Source organism: Streptomyces sp. NPDC021080 (assembly GCF_044333225.1).
Lineage (GTDB): Bacteria > Actinomycetota > Actinomycetes > Streptomycetales > Streptomycetaceae > Streptomyces.
Genome location: NZ_JBIRQM010000005.1, coordinates 264340 through 283917, shown reverse-complemented (window position 1 = coordinate 283917; position 19578 = coordinate 264340). Strand labels below are relative to the sequence as shown.

Sequence of the window (19578 nt, the reverse complement as noted above, 5' to 3'; positions counted from 1 at the left end):
GCGATCGCAAGCCGTCATTCAGGCAGAATCGCAATCGCGTCGGCGACGGGGCGTTCGCGCACCACGCCGTCCGCCGCCTCGCGCGGACTGTTGCGCAGGCGATTCCGGAACACCACGGTGCTGGAACCCCCGCCGTCCAGGTTGACGGCGTCCACCGCTCCCAGGGACCGCACGAGCGCCGCCGTCTCGGCCGGGGTCGCCCCGACACTGTGGCCCCGCGACCGGCCGTCGACAGCGATGAGGAGAAGAGTGCCGTCGGCCCTCACCGCGGCCACGGTGCGCGCCGCGCGGCCGGGACCGAGGAACCGGGTGGCGTCCGGGTCGGGCACCCCGTCGCGGAGCAGACGCGCGCTACCTCCCACCGCGGTCTCCACCGGCGTGAGCAGGGCACGTCCGGCCGGGTCGGTGATCCGCTCCGACACCACCGGACGGGTGCCGGGCACGGCGTGCGCCCGCAGCCATGCGGCACCGGACCCGATGCCGTAGAGCGAGCTGCCACCCCTGGACAGCGGACCGCCAGCGGGGGTGCGCAGCGCGAGAACCTCGCCCTCCGCCGAGAGCAGCGCCTCTACGCTCCCCGGGCCACCGGGCGGGGTGTCTCCACCCCACTGCGGGCCGAAGGACACGACTTCGTCCGCGTCAATGCACAGCCCGTCGTGCGGTCCGGCCTGAAACCGGCCAGTGGTAACGAGGCGATCGCCGCCGACTCCGCCACAACCGAGAATCCGGCCGGGGAGCCGTCCGACGCCGTCCAGTTCGCGCAACGCTCCGTCGGCAGCCCTCAGCCGCCCGACGGTGGACACCTCGGCGACGCGTGTGCGCAGGCGTCCGCCCGCGTACCCGAGCAGAAGGGCGGGTCGACCGTCGAGAGCTTCGCTCAGCACCGTGCCTTTCTCGGCGTACAGCCCGATGGGATCACCCTCGTAGCCCGAGTGGTGATGCCCGGTGCGGATGTCGAAGTAGGTGCCGTTGATCGCCGCAAGCGCACCGGCCCGACGTGCCAGAGAGCGGACGGTCTCGGCCTTGGTCATGCTGCTGCCGTGCACGCCGATGACCCGCACTCCGGCATCCGGCGCGACGCTCAGAACGGTCAGCCGCACGGGAGCGCCGGGGCCGAGGCTCCGGGTGAACTGCTGGTAGGCGAAGCCGACGGGAAGGGCCGACGCCGCCGTGGAAGGAGCGGTGGAACCGGAGGAGTCCGGGGAAGGCGCGGCAGAACCGGGCGCGGCCGTGGGGACGTTCGACCGCGCCCGGTGGACAGGGGCGGATGTGGTACAGCCGGCCAGGATCAGGCAGAGCGCGAGCGGGACGGCCGCCGGCCACCCGGGGGCACGGCGGCTAGCCACGCACGGCCAGAGCGCCCGGTGACATGCCGAGGTCCCCGATGAACACGGTCACGTCGGACCAGACACATCCATCGGCCTCGTCGTCGAAGTCGGGCTCGGGTGCGTGCCCGGCGGGCAGGACGGCCCGGCCGCCCGGCCGCAGAGTCACGAACCGACCGGGAAGCTGGCGCCTCCGTACCCGGAGGACCGCGTCCAAGACGGCAGCGGAGGAGATCAGCCGGTCGACCCGCAGCAGACGACCGACGGTGCGCGGAGCGGCGTCCAAGGTACAGGTCGCGAACCGGCTGCCGGACAGCAGGCTCTGACCCGGGTGGCGGATGCCGGGTGCAAGCAGCAGGACCGGGCCGACGTCCGAGCGGAGTTCAAGGCCTCCATCAGCGTCCTGGGCTCCGGGAACGGTGACGTGGGCGAGCGCGATCGGATGACGGCCGGTCATCGTGATTTCCCGCCGCCCACGCCAGCCGCCGCCTCGGCCATGGGCTGTCCGGTGAGATGTTCGGCCGAACACCTCCAGCGCCTGTCCCCAGCCGACCGGCGGAACCGCGACGCGAGGTCTGCTCGCCATGCCGGAGTCGTCGGCGAGGAAGATCCTGGGCCGCATCACGTCACCCCTTCCCCGCCTGCTGCGCCTCGGGCCGTCCCATGACCAGCGGTCCCGCGGGCAGTCCGGGATCGCCCACCACGGAGGCATCCATGGTGTCGATCACCTCGAAGGCGCGCTTGCAGTTGTTGGTGTCCCGCAAAACGAAGAAGTCCTCCGCGCGGCCCTGATACTTCGGCTCGACCGTGAAGCCCCGCTCGATGGCGGCAACGATCTCCCGCACTGCTTGGTCGACAGTGGCGCAGGTGGGCCCGAAACCGTCCCTCGCCAGGTCGAAGTAGCCGCGCTTGTAGTGCTTGCTGTAGAAGCTCTCGTCGTCGAAGTTCGTGTAGACGACTGGCTTGGCCATGTAGGCGACGTCGAAGAAGACCGACGAGTAGTCGGTGACGAGCATCGAGCACTCACGCATGGCCAGCTGCACGTCGCGTCCGGTGGTGGAGACCGTGATGGACGGGTCGTCGATACGGAAATGCTTGAGGTAGGGCCGGATCTCGTAGTGCGGCATGAACTCCAACTGGACGCTGTGGCGTCGCAGCGCCGACAGCAGCCGGTCGTCGCGCAGCAGCGCCGAGAAGAAGCGGTAGTACTCGGAGGCGGCGAACGGGATCTCCGGCTTGGCCGCCTTGTTGTACGAGGGCGCCACGATGTCGCGCCGCCACGTCGGCATGACCAGGATGCGGCGCGGTCCCGTCACCGGCTCCAGCGCGTCGAAGCGCGGCAGGCCGGTGGCGGCGACGCGGTCATAGCCGTAGCCGCAGTGCTCGGCGTAGTAGGCGCGTTCGCTGCGCCCGGTGGTGAGCACCATGTCGACGTTGGTCACCTGCGCGTGGATGGAAGGCGCGACGTCGTTGTAGACCACACCGTGCTGGAGGAACACCCGCTTGTAGCGCAGGAGGTCGCCGTAGCCGGTGAGGAAGGCCCGCTTGGACAGACCGGGGAAGCCCAGGTACGCCTCCAGGTCGTAGGCGTTGACGAGTCTGCTGGCGTGCAGCAGGTACACGCGGTACTTCCACGACAGACGGTCGATCACCCGGCCCAGCGGAGCGACCTTGGCTCGGTCGGCAGCGTCGCCGTTGATGGCGTAGTACACCTTGCGCCGCGGCTGATTGCGCCGGATCCAGTTGAACAAGTGGTACGAGTTGTCCTGTGCGGTGTCCTCGCGCTCGCCGATGATCCAGATGTCCTTGCCGCGCAGCCAGGGGTGGTAGAGCCAGTACAGCAGTCTGGTGCGCCAGCCCGGCCGGCCGGGAAGAGACGAGCGGAATTCCTTGAAGAAACGTTTTACCTTGTGTCCGACCCTCTTGGTGAGGCCGGCGACCCGACGCAGCGTGATCACCTCATCGGAACCGATGCCCAGGATCACGGTGGCCTGGCCCGCACGGTGCACGCCCTTGAAGCGGTGCAGCATCTGACGGGGATCCACCGGACTGTCCAGGTGCCGGTCACCGTCATGGATACGCAGGGTGAGCGCGAGGTCCCGGTTGTTCAGCGACGCGAAGTCCTCGGGCGTGGCGATCGCCCGCCAGCCGCTGTACCAGTCCTGCTCCTTGCGCGTGCGCCACCGGTCACGCCGATACACCTGTTCGACAGGGAGGGCGCGCTCCGTACGGCCGTCGGAGAGGATGAGTTCGATCCGGTTGTCGAAGAGGTGGCTGATGTCGGCACCCGCCAGCACCATCAGACCCTCGAAGACGATGCGTTCCACGTCGACGTGACACGTCTCGAGCACGATCCGGCGCCGGTCCACGCGCAGCAGCGAAGTGTCGAACCGGTCCGCGGTGAGCCTGCGGTACAGGCCCTGGTCGTCCAGATGGAGGTGAGCCCGGTACTCGGGCCGCTTGTACGGCTCGCAGAACAGGTCCAGGTTCGCGGTGCGCACGGCATGGTGCTGCCTCCGCGAGAGCGAGGCTGTGGCGTACTGCAGGATCAGGTCGTCCGGAATGCCCGCGTAGACCTCGTGCAGCGCGGGAAAGACGGACGCCAGTTCCGTACGGCTCATGATGCGGTGCATGTTGCGCAGGTAAGGCTGGAAGGTGCGTACGACGAAGCGCTGCGCGAGGCGGAGCGTACGGGCGTCCAGCGCGGCGGCCCGCCGGAGGACGTTCCGGCAGAGCCGGATCAGTTCCTCGGTCGTGACCGGGTCGTTCCACGGCAGGTCGAACAGCGAGTTGTATCGTTCCCGGTCCCGCTCGTAGCAGATGGCCTGCGGCTCGATGGCCACCCGGCGCGCGTGCAGCAGGGCCGGTACGGTGATCCAGGCGTCCTCGAAACCCGGACCCTGCCCACAGTGCAGTCGCTGCTCGCGCACCAGGCTGGTCCGCAGCAGCTTGGCGCCCAGGCTCGTGGAGAACACGAGGTACGGCGCGTCCCGCAGCCGTGTCACCTCGGTGGGTTCCTTACCGAAGTAGCGCAGCCAGGGCTCGCTGGAAATCCGGCTCGGTCCAGGGAAGTTGTCCGGACGGCCGACGACGACATCCGCCTTGGCCGCGCGTGCGGTGTCCAGGAGACGGTCGACACTGTCCCGGCCGAGGACATCACGGGCACGGGCGAACATGACGTACGGCGCGGTCACATGGCGCAGGCCATGATCGAACGCGGCCCGCATCCCCAGAGCGACCTGGGACACGACGGTGGTGTTGGGGTAGTGGGCGGCGAAGTCGGCAAGCTGCTCCGCGGTGGCGTCGGTCGACCCGTCGTCGACGAGGATCACCTGTGTGCCCGGGAAATTCCGCTGGGTGTCGAGCGAGCCGAGGAACTCGGGCAGGTTGTACTCGTCGTTGTGGCAGTGCACGACCACGGCAGCCCCGTAGCGCTCGCGCCTCAGAAACGGCTCCGGGAGCTTCTCGTCCTTCCACCACAGCCACGGTGTGTCCGGGCGCTCGGTGCCGACCTGCTGGTCCCTGGTCTCCGGGCGCAGCGCGAGGTTACCGCTGACGGTCTCGTACATCTCGTACGTCGTGCCGCCACCGGTGTACCTCCCCGCCTCGATGTCCATACCCCGCACGCAGACTGCCGTGGTGGCCCGCTCCCCGGCGTGGCGGAGCTGGACGAAGAGGTTCCACACCGCCGACCGCCCGGACTCGCCCAGGGTCTCGTCCAGGCTGACGGTCGCGTGGTACCGGATGTGGTCCTTGTCGATCTCGACGCCGGTGACGGGGAAGGTGTGGTCGGTCCTCGGGCTGCGGCAGCGCAGGACGACCGTCAGTTCGACCTTGTCCTTCGGTGCGACCCTGCCGAACTGGTTCCGGATGAAACCGGTCAGATGGAGTTCGCCGTCGACGATCTCCACGTGGGTCGCCTGGTTGAACAGCCGTGCGTCGGCCAGACCGGTGCCGGCCAGGTCCAGGTCGGTGACGTCGAGAAAGCGCTCGGCGTCCGGGCGGCCGAGCAGCGAACCGGACCAGTAGACCTTGCCCTCGCGTTCTTCGAGGTCGGAGCTGAGCACGGGGCGCCGCTGGGTGAAGTCCGCGACAGACAGCGCCACATCGGCCCTGCCCTGCATGAGGCCGAAGGCCCGTACCCGCTCCAGCGGTCCGCACAGGTCGTAGCTGTCTTCCGGAAGCGTCCGCAGGTACGGGGCAGTGGTGCGGAGGAAACCGCCCCGGTATGCGTCGTCACCTACCCGAAGCGCGGACATGTACAGCCCGAGGTCGTGCGAGAGGAACTTGGCGGCCTTGCGGGCGATGAGTTCGTGCGCGCCGTGCCGGGCGAGGAAGTCGTCGGTCCACTGGTGCACCTGCACCCGGTCGCGGATGCTGCGCAGTTCGCCGCGCCGGTTGGTGATGGACGGGTTGTCCGACTCCTGCTCCCACATCCACCGGTAGACGGGTGCGGCGAGCACGCTGATCGTGTCCGCGAAGTAGTAGGCGACCGTGGAGAAGTAGGTGTCCTCGAAGTGGACGCCCTGGGGAAAGCGGATGCCGTGCTCGTGCAGGAAGTCGAGGCGGTACAGCTTGGCCGCGGCAATCGGGTCCTCGAACAGCTCGGGCACGGCGCTCAGGCCGCCCTCGATGATCCGGTCCTCGCCGTACAGCTGCTGCTGCCAGACCGTGGTCTCGCCCTTGGCCAGGTTGATCCGAAGGGCGCGCCCCGCGGTGATGTCGGCCCCTGTGGCGAGAGCGGAGGACAGGAGCGTTTCGCACGCCTTGTGGGGCAGTTCGTCATCGGCGTCCAGGAACATGATGTACCGGCCGGTCGCGCTGTCGATGCCCCGGTTGCGGGGGGATCCCACACCACCGCTGTTGCTGGAACGGATCACGACCTGGACGCGTGGGTCCTGCTCCGCGTACCGCTGGGCGACCGCCACGGTTCCGTCGGTGGAGGCGTCGTCCAGCACCAGCACTTCGAGGTCGCGATGGGTCTGGCTCAGCGCGGAACGCAGTGCCCGGTCGAGTGTGGCACTCGCGTTGTACGCGGCGATCGCAATCGTGACGGTGCAGGCGGAGGCATCGACCGGGAAGTCCGCGTCGATGTCGGGGAAGAGGTCAGCACGGGAGTCCGCCTCGCGAAAGGAGAGCTCGGAAGCAGTCGGGTCCGCGACGGATCCCCAGTCGGTGCCGGTGGCTGTGTTCGGCTCGTTCATCGTCCGGATCCTCCGTTCTCCCAGAGTGCTTGCGGGTGCTGCGGGTGGCTGTTGTGACCCGGCTGGTACTGCGACATGGCTACCTCGTACCGGTACGGCCGCGGGGGACGTGACCAGAAGTCGTACGCGGCTGTCGGCTCGGGTTCTTGGTGGTAGGGGTACTGCTCGCCGTGCGACGTACCCCAGTCGGCGGCCTGGTGCCCCCGTCCGCCGTGGAACTGCGGGGCGACGGCGGCGACGTCCGGATCGGTGCTCAGTTCTCGCATGACACGGGTGAAGTCACGGGTGGAGAGCCAGAACTTGTACATGATGATCAGCTCGAAGCACAGGAGCAGCGCGGTCGACACCGCGGTGGTCCACAGGACGCGGCCGATCAGCGGGCCGACGATGAACACGAACATCTGGAACTCGATGCCGCTCACCAGGTGCGGACGGATCCGGGTGCGCACGAGCGCCCGCCGGAACCGGGAATACCAGGGGAACTGGCCGCGGAACTGCTGATGCAGGTCGACCACCTGCGCGACGCCGGCTTCCGCACGCAGCGCCTCCGCCTGGGCGGCGGGGTTCTCGCGCAGCAGGTCTTCCATGAAGACCACAGGGGCGTCGCCATCGCGGTACGGGGTCGAGTACTCGGCCTCGGCCCGCTCCGTGGCAACCTGCTCGATCTTGGTCCGCATGCCCAAGCGCATCTTGTAGATCTGCAGGGCGTCGACGTACCGCAGCATGTCGAAGAAGACAACCGCGAGGGCGGCCAGCAGGAAGCGTTCGTCCTGGGTCCGCAGGTACTGGCCCCCCATCAGGGCAAGAGCGCAGCAAAGCACCCGAATGCGGTCGAAGACGTAGTCGAGCCAGCCGCCGAAGACGGAGCCGTTGCCCTTGAGGCGGGCCAGCTTTCCGTCGACGCAGTCGAGGATGAAGCTGACGTGGTACAGCAGCGCGCCGATGAGCAGGGACCTGCTGTCGCCCTGGAAGAAGAAGCCGCCCGAGGCGAGGCCGACGAACAGAGCCGCCCATGTGACTCCGTTGGGCGTGATGAAGCGGAAGCGGGCCACAACCATCAGCAGCCGGGTCGCCACCGGGTCGACCAGGAGGACCGTCCACCAGGCGTCACGCTTCTTGCAGGTCAGTTTCTGGACAGCCCTCAGCGACAGCGTGGCCATAACCCCTCAGAGAACGTGCGAGACCGGACAGGATGCCCCACGGCATCGAGATGCACCTCGGGGGGAACACGGGCGGACCTGCGCCTTCACAAGAGCACCACATGTTCGAGCCGAACCATAACAACGGTTCAACTGGGAGTAGCCCCCTGTTCACCTGAACACGGTAGCGACGTTGATCACAAATTTAACGTACAACCATCTGCCGGTTGACCGTTTTGATGCATTTCAACACACCCTCAGGCGGGACAAGTCACCACATCGGAACGTCGCCTCATGGCTGAAACAGGCCTCTACCGGCTGCTGTTGACATCCGGCTCCTGCACAAAGGGCGGCGCCGAGGGGTCGCCTTTACAAGACCATCACTTCTCGTTCAGGATCAAGCGATCACCGCGCGATGGTGCGAAATCGATCGCAGCACGTGGACCGCTCCTCCCCCACCGAGTCCTCGCGCCACAAGAAGCCGCCCTTCAGGGCCAGACCGACGAGGACCCGACACAGGATGAGCCATGTCTCGACGCCGCAGAACGACACGAGCGCTCCGCCCGGGAACCCCGCAGGCGCAGGAGGAACCGAACGCGGTCGCAAGGGAAGCCGTCGGATCGGCCGGAAGATCCTGCTGGGACTGACCGTCCTCGTCCTCGCGGCCGGCGGCACCGGCTACTGGCTCTACAGCGACCTCGACAGCAACATCAAGGGCATCGACCTCGACAAGGCGATCGGTGACGACCGGCCGGAGAAGCTGCCCACCTCCGGGCAGAACATCCTGATCCTCGGGTCGGACTCGCGCGCCGGTGCCAACGCCGCGCTCAAGACGGGCCATGTCTCCGGGGCGCGTTCCGACACCGCGCTGGTGATGCACATACCCGAGGGCCGCAAGAAGGCCGTCGCGGTCAGCATCCCGCGCGACACCCTCGTGACCCGCCCCGAGTGCGCCCGGGCGGACGGTTCCAAGGTCCCCTCCGCACAGCGCGTCATGTTCAACTCCATCTACTCCCAGGTCGGTTCGGCCTGTGTGGTGAAGACGGTGGAGAAGATCACCGGCATCCGCATGGACCACTACATGGAGATCGACTTCGCCGGTTTCAAGGGCCTGGTGGACGCGATAGGCGGCGTGACGGTCACCGTCGACAAGGACATCCACGACAGCTCCAGCGGCCTCGACCTCACCGCCGGAACGCACCGGCTGGACGGCACGCAGTCCCTGGAGTTCGTACGGACCCGGCACGGCATCGGCGACGGCAGCGACCTCGGACGCATCGGCCTCCAGCAGCAGTTCATGACCGCGCTGCTCTCCGAGATCAAGAAGCAGGACCTGCTGGGCAGCCCCACGAAGACGTACAAGATCGCCGACAGTCTGACCCAGGCGCTCACCACCGACTCCGACCTCGCCTCACTCCCGGCGCTGGCGGAGTTCGGCCGGAGCATGAACGGCGTGGACCCGTCCACCATGGAGACGATCATGCTCCCGGTGGCGTACGACAAGGTCGACCCGAACCGGGTGGTGGCGGCCGAACCGCAGGCGTCGACGCTGTGGAAGGCGCTGCGCGCCGACTCGGTGATCCCCGAGTCGGCGAAGAAGTCGCCCGCTCACGGCGGGAGTTCCTGACACGTCGAGTACTGCTCCGGCCGGGATCAGGCCGGAGCAGTCGGCGTCAGACCGCCCGCCAGGCCTCCAGGGCGAGCCCCAGCTCGTCCTTGCGGCGGGTGACGCGGAGTTCGCCGGTTCCCGGGGAGAGTGTCGCGGCGACCACCCGGCCCTTCTCGTCCTCCGCCAGTGACAGCAGGGCGTCGGCGGGGAGTTCGGGGCCCGACTCCGTCCACCAGGCGCCCGCCGACTCGTCCTCGGTCGGATAGGCGGCGAAGGCCACCCGGCCGCTCGCCGCGCGCTGAGCGAGCAACGTGCAGTCGTGGCCGTCGAGTTCACAGCGGATGACGCGGACGGGACCCGGGCCGGCCGAGGCCAGCAGGGCCACGGGCCTGGTTCCGGGGCGCCAGGCGCACACGTCGCCCGCGTCGTCGGTGAAGAAGAGCGTGGTGGAGCCGGCGGAGGTCGCGAGCGCCTGCAGGGTGTCCGGACGGACCGGTGCCTCCAGCGCCTCGTCCAGGGCGGGGACCGCGCCCGCCTCCTCCTGGCGCCAGTGCAGAACGCCGCCCTCCACGGCCGCGTACAGCTCGATACGGCCGGACGTCCCGGTCACGGCCGCCAGGTCCCCCCGGACGTCATGCCCCTTGAGGTCGTGCCAGGCCCCCCAGCCGCCCTTCTCCTTCTGGGCGATCATGCTGACCCCACCGCCCTCGTTGCACACGAAGACATGGGCGCGCCCCTGCGCGTCGACCGCGACGACGGGGTTGCCCGTCCGGTCCCCGGTGCGGTTCGGGTGACCGATCGGGTTCCAGTCGAGGGCGGCGAGGTCCGGCCGGAAGTGGGTCGAGTGGACGAGGCCCGACTGGCCCTTGACCGTCGGGCGCCAGGAGACCAGATGGGTGTAACGGTCGGGGCCCTGCCCCAGGGCCAGTACGGAGTGCAGGCGCTGGTCGCCTCCCACGGTGCGTGGCGGGTCCCAGGGGCCGCCGGGTCCGCGCTCCGCCCGGCAGTGGACGGTGGCCTCCGACAGCAGGTACACGCTGAGCCTGCCGTCGCGGCCGCGTATCAGCCAGTCGACGTTCACCGCTTCACCTTAATCGCGGGCGGCTCTCCCGGTGATCCGGGGCGGGCCGCTCTCGCGGTGATCCGGGGCGGGCCGTTCGCCGGAGCTCGTCCCCGCCCCGCCCGTCAGCCGTTCACAGGCGCTTGGCGCTGCGCAGCAGGCCGGCGTAGAAGCCGTTGCCGTCGATGCGGGAGGCGCCGCCCTTGTCGCCCATGGTCGGCCCGTTGACCTCCTTGCGGCTGGAGATGAAGACGCGGTGGCCGTCGGTGTCCACTCCCAGGTACATGGCGACGTGGTCGATGTGGTTGCCGGTGCGGTGGTCCATCTTGAAGAAGAGGAGGTCACCGGGCTGGACCACGTCGATGTTCTTGGGGCGCGTGTACCAGGGCGCCGGACCGGAGAGCTTCAGGATGTCGACGCCGATCTTCGAGCGGGCCATGCCGTCGGCGCTGCGCGGAAGCCCGTCGCCGGAGGTGTTCGTCGCCATCAGCGGATAGCGGGTCCGGTAGCCCCAGACCATCCGCATGAACCCGGAGCAGTCCAGGGCGCGGTAGCGCTCCTTGCGCGCCACCATCGTGGTGCCGTCGCGGAAGGTGTAGTTGATGCCCAGGTAGTCGTAGAAGTCGTTCTGTTCGAGGCGGTCGACGCCGTCCTCCTTGAACGGGCCGAAGACCGCGTCGCCCGCGTAGGGGACACCCTCGTCGTCCTTCTTCACCGGTGCGCCGTCGACGTACTGGAAGGCGATGGCGAAGACGTCGTCGGCCTGGCTGCCGTAGAACTCCTTGAACCAGTCCTTGAACCACTTCTCCTTCTCGGCTCCCTGGCGCCAGGGCTCCGGCATCAGCCGTACCCAGTCCTGTGTCATCACACGGGTCTGGGTGTTGGCCGGCTCGGTGAAGGTGCGGGAGGGGCCCCGGAGGGTCGCGGTGCGGGCGCCGTCCGTGAACGTGGCGAGGATGTCGCCGTTCTCGCCGCGCAGCACGGAGCGCGTCGGGTTGTTCAGACGCTCCCAGGTCCGCTTGCCGGTGGCCTTGCCGGAGTTCTCGAGGTCGGGCTTGTCGGTGACGGCCTGCACGGCCGGGACCTTCGCGTCCTCGTCCTTGCGGAGTTCGAAGGTGAAGTACGCGCTGCCCGCGAGCAGCGCGATGACCGTGGCAGCGTGGAGGACGGGACGGCCTTTGCGCTTCGGCATGGTGACGGCTCCAGGGGTGCGGGAAGAACGGGGAGTCAGGCGGAGGGCATGGCGCCGAGGAGGATTCCGGCGGTCAGCACGACGTAGGTGGCGAGCGTGACCGTGCCGGTCGACAGCAGCGTGGCCCCCTTGGGCTGACGCACCAGCTGGTAGCCGACGAGACCGGGGACGATGAAGCCCAGGGTCTGGTTGGCGTAGAGCAGCGGGAACTCCATCTGGAGCACGATGATCACGGTGGCCTGGATCAGCACGCCGCTCAGCACGACGGCCGCGAACAGCCGCTTGCCGTAGAGGATCACGAAGCGCTGGAGCAGCAGCGTGGTGACGTACGTCAGCACGGTCACGCCGACGACGAGCGCGGCGCGCTGGAGGTCCTCGATCAGGGTCAGTGCCAGCCAGCCCGGGGTGATCATGCCGCCGGGCGAGAGGTTGGTCGTGAGGTAGCAGATCAGCGAGAACATCAGGCCCAGGCCGATGCCGATCGCGGCGATCTCGGGGGTGAGGACGGAGGGGATCAACGGGGCTCTCCTGGGCTGTGCCACTGCTGGGTGTCGTCGGTGGGCTGTGCGAAGGGGGCGCGGGGTTCGAACAGGCCCCGGGTCATGGGCTGTTCACCGGGCTCGGGCGGCTGCGGACGGGTGTCGGCGAAGTCCCGCGGCAGGTCCGGCCAGGGATCACGGGCCGGCTCGGTCCGGTACGCCTGCTCCGCCCGGCCGCTCGTGTGCGGCTGCTCCGGCACGTGGCTCGTGCCCGGCTGCTCGGGCATGACGCCCTGGTACGGCTGCTCCGGCGTGACGCGCCGGTACGGCTGTTCCGGCATGACGTTCGTGTGCGGCTGCTCCGGCCGGTACGCGTGCTGGTGCGGCTGTTGCGGTTGCTGTCGGCGGGGCTGCCGGGACTGCTGCGGCTGCTCGGGGCTGGGCCGCCGCGTGGGGTCCTGCTGCGGGTACGGGTCGTCCGCCGTGCGCTGCACCGGGACGTCGGGCCGGGGCGCGTACCGCGTCTCGTACGCCTCCGAGTACCGCTGGTAGGGGTCGATCCGCGGGGCGTACAGCTGGACGGTCTCGACGTGTTCGCGCACGGCCGCCCGCCGCGGCTCCTCGGCCGGCGTGACACCGGCGTCGCGGGTGTCTCCGCCGGGCACGTACGCGTCGTCCTCGCTGTCGTCCGCGGAGAGTTCGGCGAGGTGCTCCAGCAGGTGCTCGCCCTGGCCGTGGATGTTGCCGATGGCCACCAGCGAGGTGTCCGCGCCGAGTTCCGCGAGCAGCAGGCCCATGAACTCCTCGGGGTCACGGCGGTCGCCGCCGAGGTCGACCGCGCGGGAGCGGTACTCCGCGGGGATCGCGTCGATGGCGCTCTTGGCCGGGTGGCCGATCACGAACACCTTGTCGGGGTCCAGCTCGGGGATGATCTCGCCCATCTGGCCGTTGCGCTCGACACGGTCGGGACGGCAGTTGATGACCACGTTGAGCGGGCGGTGGATCGCGCCGAGGTCGAGCAGCTGGTTGATGTTCATCAGCGTCGACTCGGGGTCGTTGGCCGCGAAGACATTGGCGAAGCGGAGCTTCTTGCCCTCCTCGGTGACATACCGCTCGACGGACAGGACACCGGGGTCCGGCGGCGCGTCGTACATGCCCTGGAGGGCCGTGTGCCGCTCCACTCCGAGGAGTTCGGCGACCTTCAGCGCGATCGCCACGTTCTCCTTGAAGGTGAACCAGCTGAAGCCGCGCAGTTCCTCGTCCGTGACGGTCTCGGGGTCGGCGTAGATCAGCTCGCAGTCACGGGAGTCGGCCTCCTCCTGGAGGATGTCGAACCGGTCCTTCTCGGCGGTGACGCAGATGCCGCCCTCCGGCATGGAGCGGGACAGGGAGCGGGCCACGTCGTCCAGGGTGGGGCCCATCTCGGCGAGGTGGTCCTCACGGACGTTGCACAGGACGCCGATCGTGGAGCGGATCAGCTTGGACTGGTTGATCTCCTGGAGGGCCGGCATGACGGCCATGCACTCGATGACCATGGCGTGCGGGTTGTACGCGGCCGCCCGCCGGACGATGCCGATCTGCTCGACGACGTTGGCGATGCCGAACTTGCGGTAGACCGGCTCCTCGGTCGCGTCGGGGTGGATGAACCGGGCCGCCGTACCGGTGGTCTTGGCGACCGTGGTCAGCCCGCCGCCGCGCAGCGCGCCCGCGCAGAGCCGGGTGATGGACGACTTGCCGCGGATGCCGTTGACCAGCACCCGGGTCGGGATGTTGTCCAGGTTGGTGAAGTGCCGCCGCTGTTCGACGATGCCCGCCACCAGCAGGACCGCGCAGCCCACCATCAGGACGGTGTAGAGGAAGAGCACTGCCGATCAGTTCCTAACGTGCTGCTGGTGAGCGGTGCCCGGCGCGTTCCGGCGCCCGGACGGCTGCTGTCTGCGCTGTTCCTGGAGCTGCTGGCGGACGAGTTCCAGGGAGCGGGTGACCGCGCCGACCTCGTCGTGGTTGCGCGGGAACAGGACGGTCTTGCGGTCCCCGTCGGCCAGTGCCTCGGCCTGTCCGGCCAGGGCGCGCAGCGACCGGGCCACGACGATGTGCATCCAGCCGAGGCAGGCGGCGGCCGCCGCGGCGCCGAGCAGTCCGGCGAGCACGGTGCGGTGCTGCACGTCGTACTCGGGGATCTCGAGCCGGTCCGCGGGCTGCCAGCTGACGACGGTCCAGCCGAGCTTCTTGGCCGGACCGCCGCCCACGAAGGGAGCCGCGGCGGCGATCTGCACCCCGTCCTTGCGGTAGAGGACACCGGCGGCGTGCGCGAACTTGCCGGCCTTCTGGCCGGACGCGGAGACCAGGTCCTTCAGACGGTCGTCGGGCAGCGACTGGAAGGCGAGGTAGCCGGTGTTGCCCGCGATGACGCCGCCCTTGTCGTCGACGAGGCGTACGACGCCGAGGCCGGGCCGCTTGAGAACCGAGTTGAGGAAGTCGATCCGGAACTCGCCCACCAGCGCCGATCCGTCGCGCCCGGGGATCTCGGCGGTGCCGACGACGATCGGCTTCTTGCCGCCCTGGCCGAGGAGCCGGACCGGGTCGGCAGTGGCCGGCTTGGGCCGGGCCTCACGGGGCTCGTCGCCGACCCGGGCGACGACGCCACCGGAGGCGTCCACGACGTAGAGCGACTGGTACCGGGGGTTCTGCTCGAGGGTGCGGTTCAGCACCTTCGTCATGTCGGCGGGCGTGGTGCGGTCGCCGATCAGCGTGGCCACGGACTGGAGGTCGGCCTCGCCTTCGTTGACCGCGCGGCGGACCCGGTCGCTCAGTGTGTGGGTGCGTTCGCGCTGGTCGTTCACGAGCTGCTGCGGTACGACGACGGTGCCGTCGGCGCGGTTGAGGAGGAGCAGCAGCGGGGCCGACCAGGCGAGCAGCAGGACCGCGCAGACGGAGAGGAGCCCCCGGGTGCCGATGCGGCGCAGGCCGCGCGGCCGGGCGGGGGTGCCGGTCTGCTCGGCGGGTTCGCCGAGCAGCTGGCCGCGCAGCCGCTCCAGGGCCGTGCCGATGCGCCGGGCCTCGCCGTAGCCGGGGACGTTCACCGGGCGCATCAGGTCACCGCGGGTGAGGCGGCGCGACTCCAGGAAGAGCCGGATGAGCGGCCGCTGCACGGTGCCGAGGAGGACGGCGACGGCGATGCCGCCGATGAGCAGGAGGGCACCGGCCGCGAGCAGTCCGAAGGCGGGCGAGGTGGAGCGGGTGGGGTCCTCGGCGACGTTCACCAGAGCGACCACGCTGAGGCCGAGGCTGGTCGCGGTGGTGGTCTCGCCGGGCTGCGCCGCGGCGAGCGTGGCGTATCCGGCGACCGAGCGGTTGCCGAGGGAGCTGCCGCCGAGCAGACTGCCGCTCACACCCGGGTAGCCGCCGGAGCCAGGCTCCTTGGTGCTGAGCGGGTGGCTCCCGGCCTTGGCCGCCACCGTCTTCGCGAAGGACTTGAGCTGCTCCTTCGACGCGGCCGCTTCCCTGCGCTGGAGATCGGTGAGGTCCCGGTCCGGATCGGGGATGCCGTCGCTGCTGAGAATCGCCCCGGAGCGGTCCACGACCGCGACGGAGCGGAACCGGCCGAGGCTGATGCCGGGGAACTTGAGGCTGTTGGAGGCCACGAGAAGCAGCTGGGGCTTGCCCGGCCAGGACAGCAGCGCGAGCGACAGCAGCCGGACCTCGCCGTTCTCCAGGCGCACCATGCGCGGTGCGAGGCCGCCTTCGTCGCTCAGCGTGGACCGGCTGAGGAAGGTCAGCGGGACGGTCTCGCCCCGGGCCGCGACGAGCTTGCCCGACCGGATCTCGATGACCGCCGTACCCATCCACTTCTGGTACGTGTTGCCCAGTTTGTCGAGAACGGTGTCGCCGGACACGGGCGCACCGGCGCTGAACAGGGCGGCGGAGCGGTCGAGGTCGGTCATCGACTCGTCGATGGATGCCCTCAGGGCGATCGCGCCGTCCTCCGCGAAGTGCTGCTGCGAGGTCTGCACGGCCTTGGGCAGCCCTGTGTCACCGCCCGGGCCGAGCACGAGTGCCGTGACGGCCGCGAGGGAGAGGAGCAGCGCCGACAGGACCGCTATCGGCGGTCGTATGCCGCCAAGCAGCGACATATCAGCTCTGCGGCGAGCACGGTGTTGCCGCGCCGGGGGCGATGACGCCAACGGACCGGTCCTCTCAAGCGGTTGTACGGGCGAGCGAGTGCAGGGCGATCTGCTCTCGGAGTGCATACGGTGTGGATGCGACGCAGGGTCACAGAAGGGAAATGTGAGTCTCCGCGCGTGTGAGACCGGCAAGAACGGTAAGAAGTTGTGCAGATTCAGAGTGATCTGGACAACAGCACGGCCAAGATGGCCACTTTCATTACCGTTTGGTGCATTTCAGCTCCGGGCGGGCCCTTCACGACTTCGGCGCTCCTCGCTCCGGGCGGGCTCTTCGCCGCTCCGGACCGGCCCGGCCCGGCCCGGACGAGGTGCCGCGCCCGGCCCGGGCGTCGGCCCGGGTGCCGGACGGCCTCATCCAGGCCGCTCCACGAGGGGCTTCAGCCCGTCCTTCGCCGCGCCGCGGTTGAGCATGGTGCCCTCCGTCCGGTCGAAGGCCAGCCGGAGACGGGAGCGCTGCAGGTCACTCAGGTCGTCCCGCTCGAGCTCGGCGGCCACGTCCACCACCCGGTAGTCCTTGACCTGCCCCTTCGCCGGTTCGGCAGGGGCGCCGTCCGCATCGGACCGGGCTTCCGGCGGCATCTCCAGGAGGGTCGGCTCGTACCGGGCCTCGACATCCCACGTGCCGCCGCGCTCGGTGAAGGTGAACCAGCCGATCACGCCCTCCTCGGTGAGTCCCGTCGGCACGGCGTGGCGCGCGACCTGGTTGCCGAGGCTGTACGCGATCCAGGTGCCGTCGACCTTCTCCATCGGCTGCACGACATGTCCGTGATGTCCGATCACCAGGTCGATGTCGGTCTCCCTCGCCAGCCGGCGGGCGAACTCGAGTTGCGGGACCGTGGGGTTCGGGCGGTGTTCACGGCCCCAGTGGATGGAGAGGATCACCACCTCGGCACCGGCCGCGCGGGCCCGCTTCTCGGCCGCCTCGATCCGGCCCAGGTCGTTCTGGTTGACCAGCCAGGGCTTGTCCCTGGGCAGCTCGTGGGCGTTGAAGCCGAAGGCGAAGGAGAGCTGCGCGACCTTGACGCCCTTGACGTCCATGATCAGCGGGGTGAGGGAGTCCTTCTTCGTGCGGAAGGAGCCGGTGTGCTCGAGGCCTGCGGCGTCCAGCGTGTCCAGGGTCCGCTTCACGCCCGTGTACCCGTGGTCGAGCGAGTGGTTGGAGGCCGTCGAGCAGGTGTCGTAGCCGATGTCCTTGACGGTCCCGGCTATCTGGGGCGGCACGAGGAAGTCGGGGTAGGTCTCGAAGGGGCCGTTCGGCTTGCCGATCACCGGCTCCATGTGGCAGATCGCCAGGTCCGCCTTGCTGATCACCGGCTTTATCCCGGCCATGAGCGGACCGAAGTCCAGGCCGGCGGTTCCCCTGCCCGTCTCCCGGGCATCCGCTCTCGCCTGGTCGATCAGCTGAGGATGCATCAGGATGTCGCCCGCCGCGGCCACGGTGAACGAGCGCCCGCCCCCCTTCGGCGCCGAACCCGGGACTCCGCCGACAACGCCGCATCCCGCCAGTGCCGCGACGAGGGCGACGGGGGCCAGGCGAGTGGGAAGGGTGGGGCGGCTACGGCGTCTGTTCACCGATATATCTTGATACAACCATGAGAGCAAACCGCTCCAGAGCGATAACGATCGCAATACTTCTCTCGCTCCTCACCGTCCTGGCCGGATGGGGAGCGGTGGTCGTACGCGGCACCCACGACACCGCCGGAGAGACGGCCGCCGACCACCACGGGGCCGCTCCGCCGGTCGTGGATCTGGCCCGCTCCGTCACGGCCTACACCGCCCGCTTCTCGCCGGACGGCGCCTTCCGGCCGCCCTCCCGCACCGAACGGCAGACCGTCGCGGACGGGGTAGGGCTACTCCTCGACAACCACCGCGAACAGGCGGAACGCCGTCTCGCCGAAGTCGATTTCGCCGTACGCACCGTCGTCGACAGCGCCACCGGCCGCCGTTTCACCGAGGTCTACGACCGCGTCGACCAAGGGCCCTCGCCACGAGGCTGGGGCCGTGTCTTCATCGACCTGGACCACCCCGTCCGATGGTCGGCGCAAGTGCCCCATCCGGTGGCGGACGAGAACACGGAACTGCTCGGCGTACGGGTTATGCGAGGCGCCCCGGGCGGCTTCATGATCATCGCTGGAGCACATCGCAAATCCGGTGACGGGAACGCCTCGGACGTGGCGCACCGCCGGGACACGGTCTTCGCCGCGATCTGCTCCGAACTCGTCGAGCGTCGGATACCGGGCATCCAGCTGCACGGGTTCGCGCAGAAGTCCGCTCCGCGCTACGACGTGATCGCCTCGCCGGGTGCCGGAACGGCCGGCGAGCCCGTCGGCCGCCGGCTCGCCGACGCGCTGCGGGAGCGGCACTTCGCCGTGTGCCGGGCCTGGGACCGCGCCTGCCCGCTCGCCGGACGCGAGAACGTGCAGGGGCGGGAGGCCGCCGCCGCGGGGGTTCCCTTCCTGCACGTGGAGTTCGCCCCGGGGCCTCGGTCGGACGCCCGGCGCGCGGCCCGGGTGACGGAGGCCGTCTCGGTCGTCACCCGGGGCTGGGCCGACGGCGCTCCGGCAGGATGAGGGCATGACGGACCCGCAGGACATGACGGACCCCGGGGACACACCGGCTCCGCAGGACGTGACCGCTCCACAGGACGTGACCGCTCCGCAGGACGTGCCGACGCTGCTCGTCGTGGACGGGGCCAACGTGGTGGGGTCCGTACCGGACGGCTGGTGGCGGGACCGCCGCGGTGCCGCCGAACGGCTCAGGGACCGGTTGGCGGAGTTCGCCGGGCGTGGTCTGCCCGGCCGGCCCGGCCCGCTGGAGATCGTCCTGGTGGTCGAGGGCGCGGCGCGCGGGGTCGGCTCCGTTCCGGGGGTACGGGTGGACGAGGCACCGGGCAGCGGCGACGACCGCATGGTGGAACTGGTGGCCGGGGCCGGGGGCCGCCCGTGCCTCGTGGTCACGGCCGACCGCGAACTGCGTCGACGGGTCGGCGACCTGGGCGCGGAGGTCACGGGGCCGCGCACCGTACGGCCCCGGCCCTGACGCACCGATGCCGGGCACGAGCACGGACACGGGCACGGGCACGGGCACGGGCACGGGCACGGGCACGGGCACGGGCACGGGCACGGGCACGGGCACGACAGGAAGCGGCACGCGAGTGCCGCCCGCGGCCCGGCGGCGCGGAGCGCCCGCGGGCACGTGATGGACGCCCGCCCGCGGACGGACCCGCCCGGCACGACGGGACGCCGAGCGACAGTGCGCGGCCCGCCGGCACGGCGGACGCCGAGTGGTACGGACGCGGGGGGGGCCCCCGCGGCCCCCCGCGGGGGGGGGGCCCGGGGGCCCCCCCCCCCCCCGGCCCGCGGACCGGCCCGGCGCCCGCCCGCGGG

General features: G+C 70.0%; 13 protein-coding genes. 3 read left to right on the top strand and 10 right to left on the bottom strand.

Translation table 11 applies throughout. The annotated features are described in order from the left end of the window. Positions 1-14: 14 nt before the first annotated feature. The 4 genes from ACH4S8_RS14460 to ACH4S8_RS14445 form a co-directional block, all read right to left on the bottom strand. The gene (locus ACH4S8_RS14460) at positions 15-1346 is read right to left on the bottom strand and encodes a phosphodiester glycosidase family protein (protein WP_398393598.1); all 1332 of its coding nucleotides are present in this window, start codon (positions 1344-1346) and stop codon (positions 15-17) included. Next, positions 1339-1782, bottom strand: a complete 444-nt coding sequence (locus ACH4S8_RS14455; RefSeq protein WP_398393596.1) for a hypothetical protein — start codon at positions 1780-1782, stop codon at positions 1339-1341. Before ACH4S8_RS14455 ends, ACH4S8_RS14460 begins: the two co-directional genes overlap by 8 nt. Before the next feature lie 169 nt (positions 1783-1951). Beyond that, positions 1952-6529: a glycosyltransferase gene (locus ACH4S8_RS14450; RefSeq protein ID WP_398393594.1), complete on the bottom strand. Its 4578-nt coding sequence runs from the start codon at positions 6527-6529 to the stop codon at positions 1952-1954. Next, entirely contained in the window at positions 6526-7689 is a 1164-nt protein-coding gene (locus tag ACH4S8_RS14445) for a CDP-alcohol phosphatidyltransferase family protein (RefSeq protein WP_398393592.1), read from the bottom strand. Before ACH4S8_RS14445 ends, ACH4S8_RS14450 begins: the two co-directional genes overlap by 4 nt. A gap of 499 nt (positions 7690-8188) precedes the next feature. Here ACH4S8_RS14445 and ACH4S8_RS14440 point away from each other — a divergent pair, with 499 nt between their 5' ends. Continuing rightward, on the top strand, positions 8189-9295 hold the full coding sequence (locus ACH4S8_RS14440) for an LCP family protein (RefSeq protein ID WP_398393590.1): 1107 nt from the start codon (positions 8189-8191) through the stop codon (positions 9293-9295). Positions 9296-9341: 46 nt separating this feature from the next. Here ACH4S8_RS14440 and ACH4S8_RS14435 read toward each other — a convergent pair whose 3' ends face one another. The 6 genes from ACH4S8_RS14435 to ACH4S8_RS14410 form a co-directional block, all read right to left on the bottom strand. Then, on the bottom strand, positions 9342-10358 hold the full coding sequence (locus ACH4S8_RS14435; RefSeq protein ID WP_398393588.1) for a hypothetical protein: 1017 nt from the start codon (positions 10356-10358) through the stop codon (positions 9342-9344). Positions 10359-10470: 112 nt separating this feature from the next. Beyond that, positions 10471-11529 carry an NlpC/P60 family protein gene (locus ACH4S8_RS14430; RefSeq protein ID WP_398393586.1) on the bottom strand — a complete coding sequence of 353 codons (1059 nt, stop codon included), beginning with the start codon at positions 11527-11529 and terminating at the stop codon, positions 10471-10473. 35 nt (positions 11530-11564) lie between these two features. After that, entirely contained in the window at positions 11565-12047 is a 483-nt protein-coding gene (locus ACH4S8_RS14425) for a poly-gamma-glutamate biosynthesis protein PgsC/CapC (RefSeq protein ID WP_037621835.1), read from the bottom strand. Beyond that, a complete protein-coding gene (pgsB, locus tag ACH4S8_RS14420; RefSeq protein WP_398393583.1) occupies positions 12044-13873 on the bottom strand; it encodes a poly-gamma-glutamate synthase PgsB in 1830 nt (609 codons plus the stop codon). The genes ACH4S8_RS14425 and pgsB overlap by 4 nt, the downstream gene beginning before the upstream one ends. A gap of 6 nt (positions 13874-13879) precedes the next feature. Further along, positions 13880-16141, bottom strand: coding sequence for a cache and HAMP domain-containing protein (locus tag ACH4S8_RS14415; RefSeq protein ID WP_398393581.1), 2262 nt, complete (start codon positions 16139-16141; stop codon positions 13880-13882). Positions 16142-16543: 402 nt separating this feature from the next. After that, positions 16544-17764 (bottom strand): CapA family protein, encoded by a 1221-nt coding sequence (locus tag ACH4S8_RS14410; RefSeq protein WP_398393579.1) that lies wholly within the window; start codon positions 17762-17764, stop codon positions 16544-16546. A gap of 20 nt (positions 17765-17784) precedes the next feature. Here ACH4S8_RS14410 and ACH4S8_RS14405 point away from each other — a divergent pair, with 20 nt between their 5' ends. Next, a complete protein-coding gene (locus ACH4S8_RS14405; RefSeq protein ID WP_398393577.1) occupies positions 17785-18762 on the top strand; it encodes a hypothetical protein in 978 nt (325 codons plus the stop codon). A gap of 4 nt (positions 18763-18766) precedes the next feature. After that, entirely contained in the window at positions 18767-19231 is a 465-nt protein-coding gene (locus ACH4S8_RS14400; RefSeq protein WP_398393575.1) for an NTP pyrophosphohydrolase, read from the top strand. The last annotated feature ends 347 nt before the right edge of the window (positions 19232-19578 follow it).

What these genes read in the sequence shown, in the direction of transcription:
- ACH4S8_RS14400 (WP_398393575.1), top strand. Translation starts at nt 18,767, where the DNA reads ATGACGGACCCGCAGGACATGACGGACCCCGGGGACACACCGGCTCCG.
- ACH4S8_RS14430 (WP_398393586.1), bottom strand. Translation starts at nt 11,529, where the DNA reads ATGCCGAAGCGCAAAGGCCGTCCCGTCCTCCACGCTGCCACGGTCATC.
- ACH4S8_RS14455 (WP_398393596.1), bottom strand. Translation starts at nt 1,782, where the DNA reads ATGACCGGCCGTCATCCGATCGCGCTCGCCCACGTCACCGTTCCCGGA.
- ACH4S8_RS14440 (WP_398393590.1), top strand. Translation starts at nt 8,189, where the DNA reads ATGAGCCATGTCTCGACGCCGCAGAACGACACGAGCGCTCCGCCCGGG.
- ACH4S8_RS14415 (WP_398393581.1), bottom strand. Translation starts at nt 16,141, where the DNA reads ATGTCGCTGCTTGGCGGCATACGACCGCCGATAGCGGTCCTGTCGGCG.
- ACH4S8_RS14450 (WP_398393594.1), bottom strand. Translation starts at nt 6,529, where the DNA reads ATGAACGAGCCGAACACAGCCACCGGCACCGACTGGGGATCCGTCGCG.
- ACH4S8_RS14445 (WP_398393592.1), bottom strand. Translation starts at nt 7,689, where the DNA reads ATGGCCACGCTGTCGCTGAGGGCTGTCCAGAAACTGACCTGCAAGAAG.
- ACH4S8_RS14405 (WP_398393577.1), top strand. Translation starts at nt 17,785, where the DNA reads ATGAGAGCAAACCGCTCCAGAGCGATAACGATCGCAATACTTCTCTCG.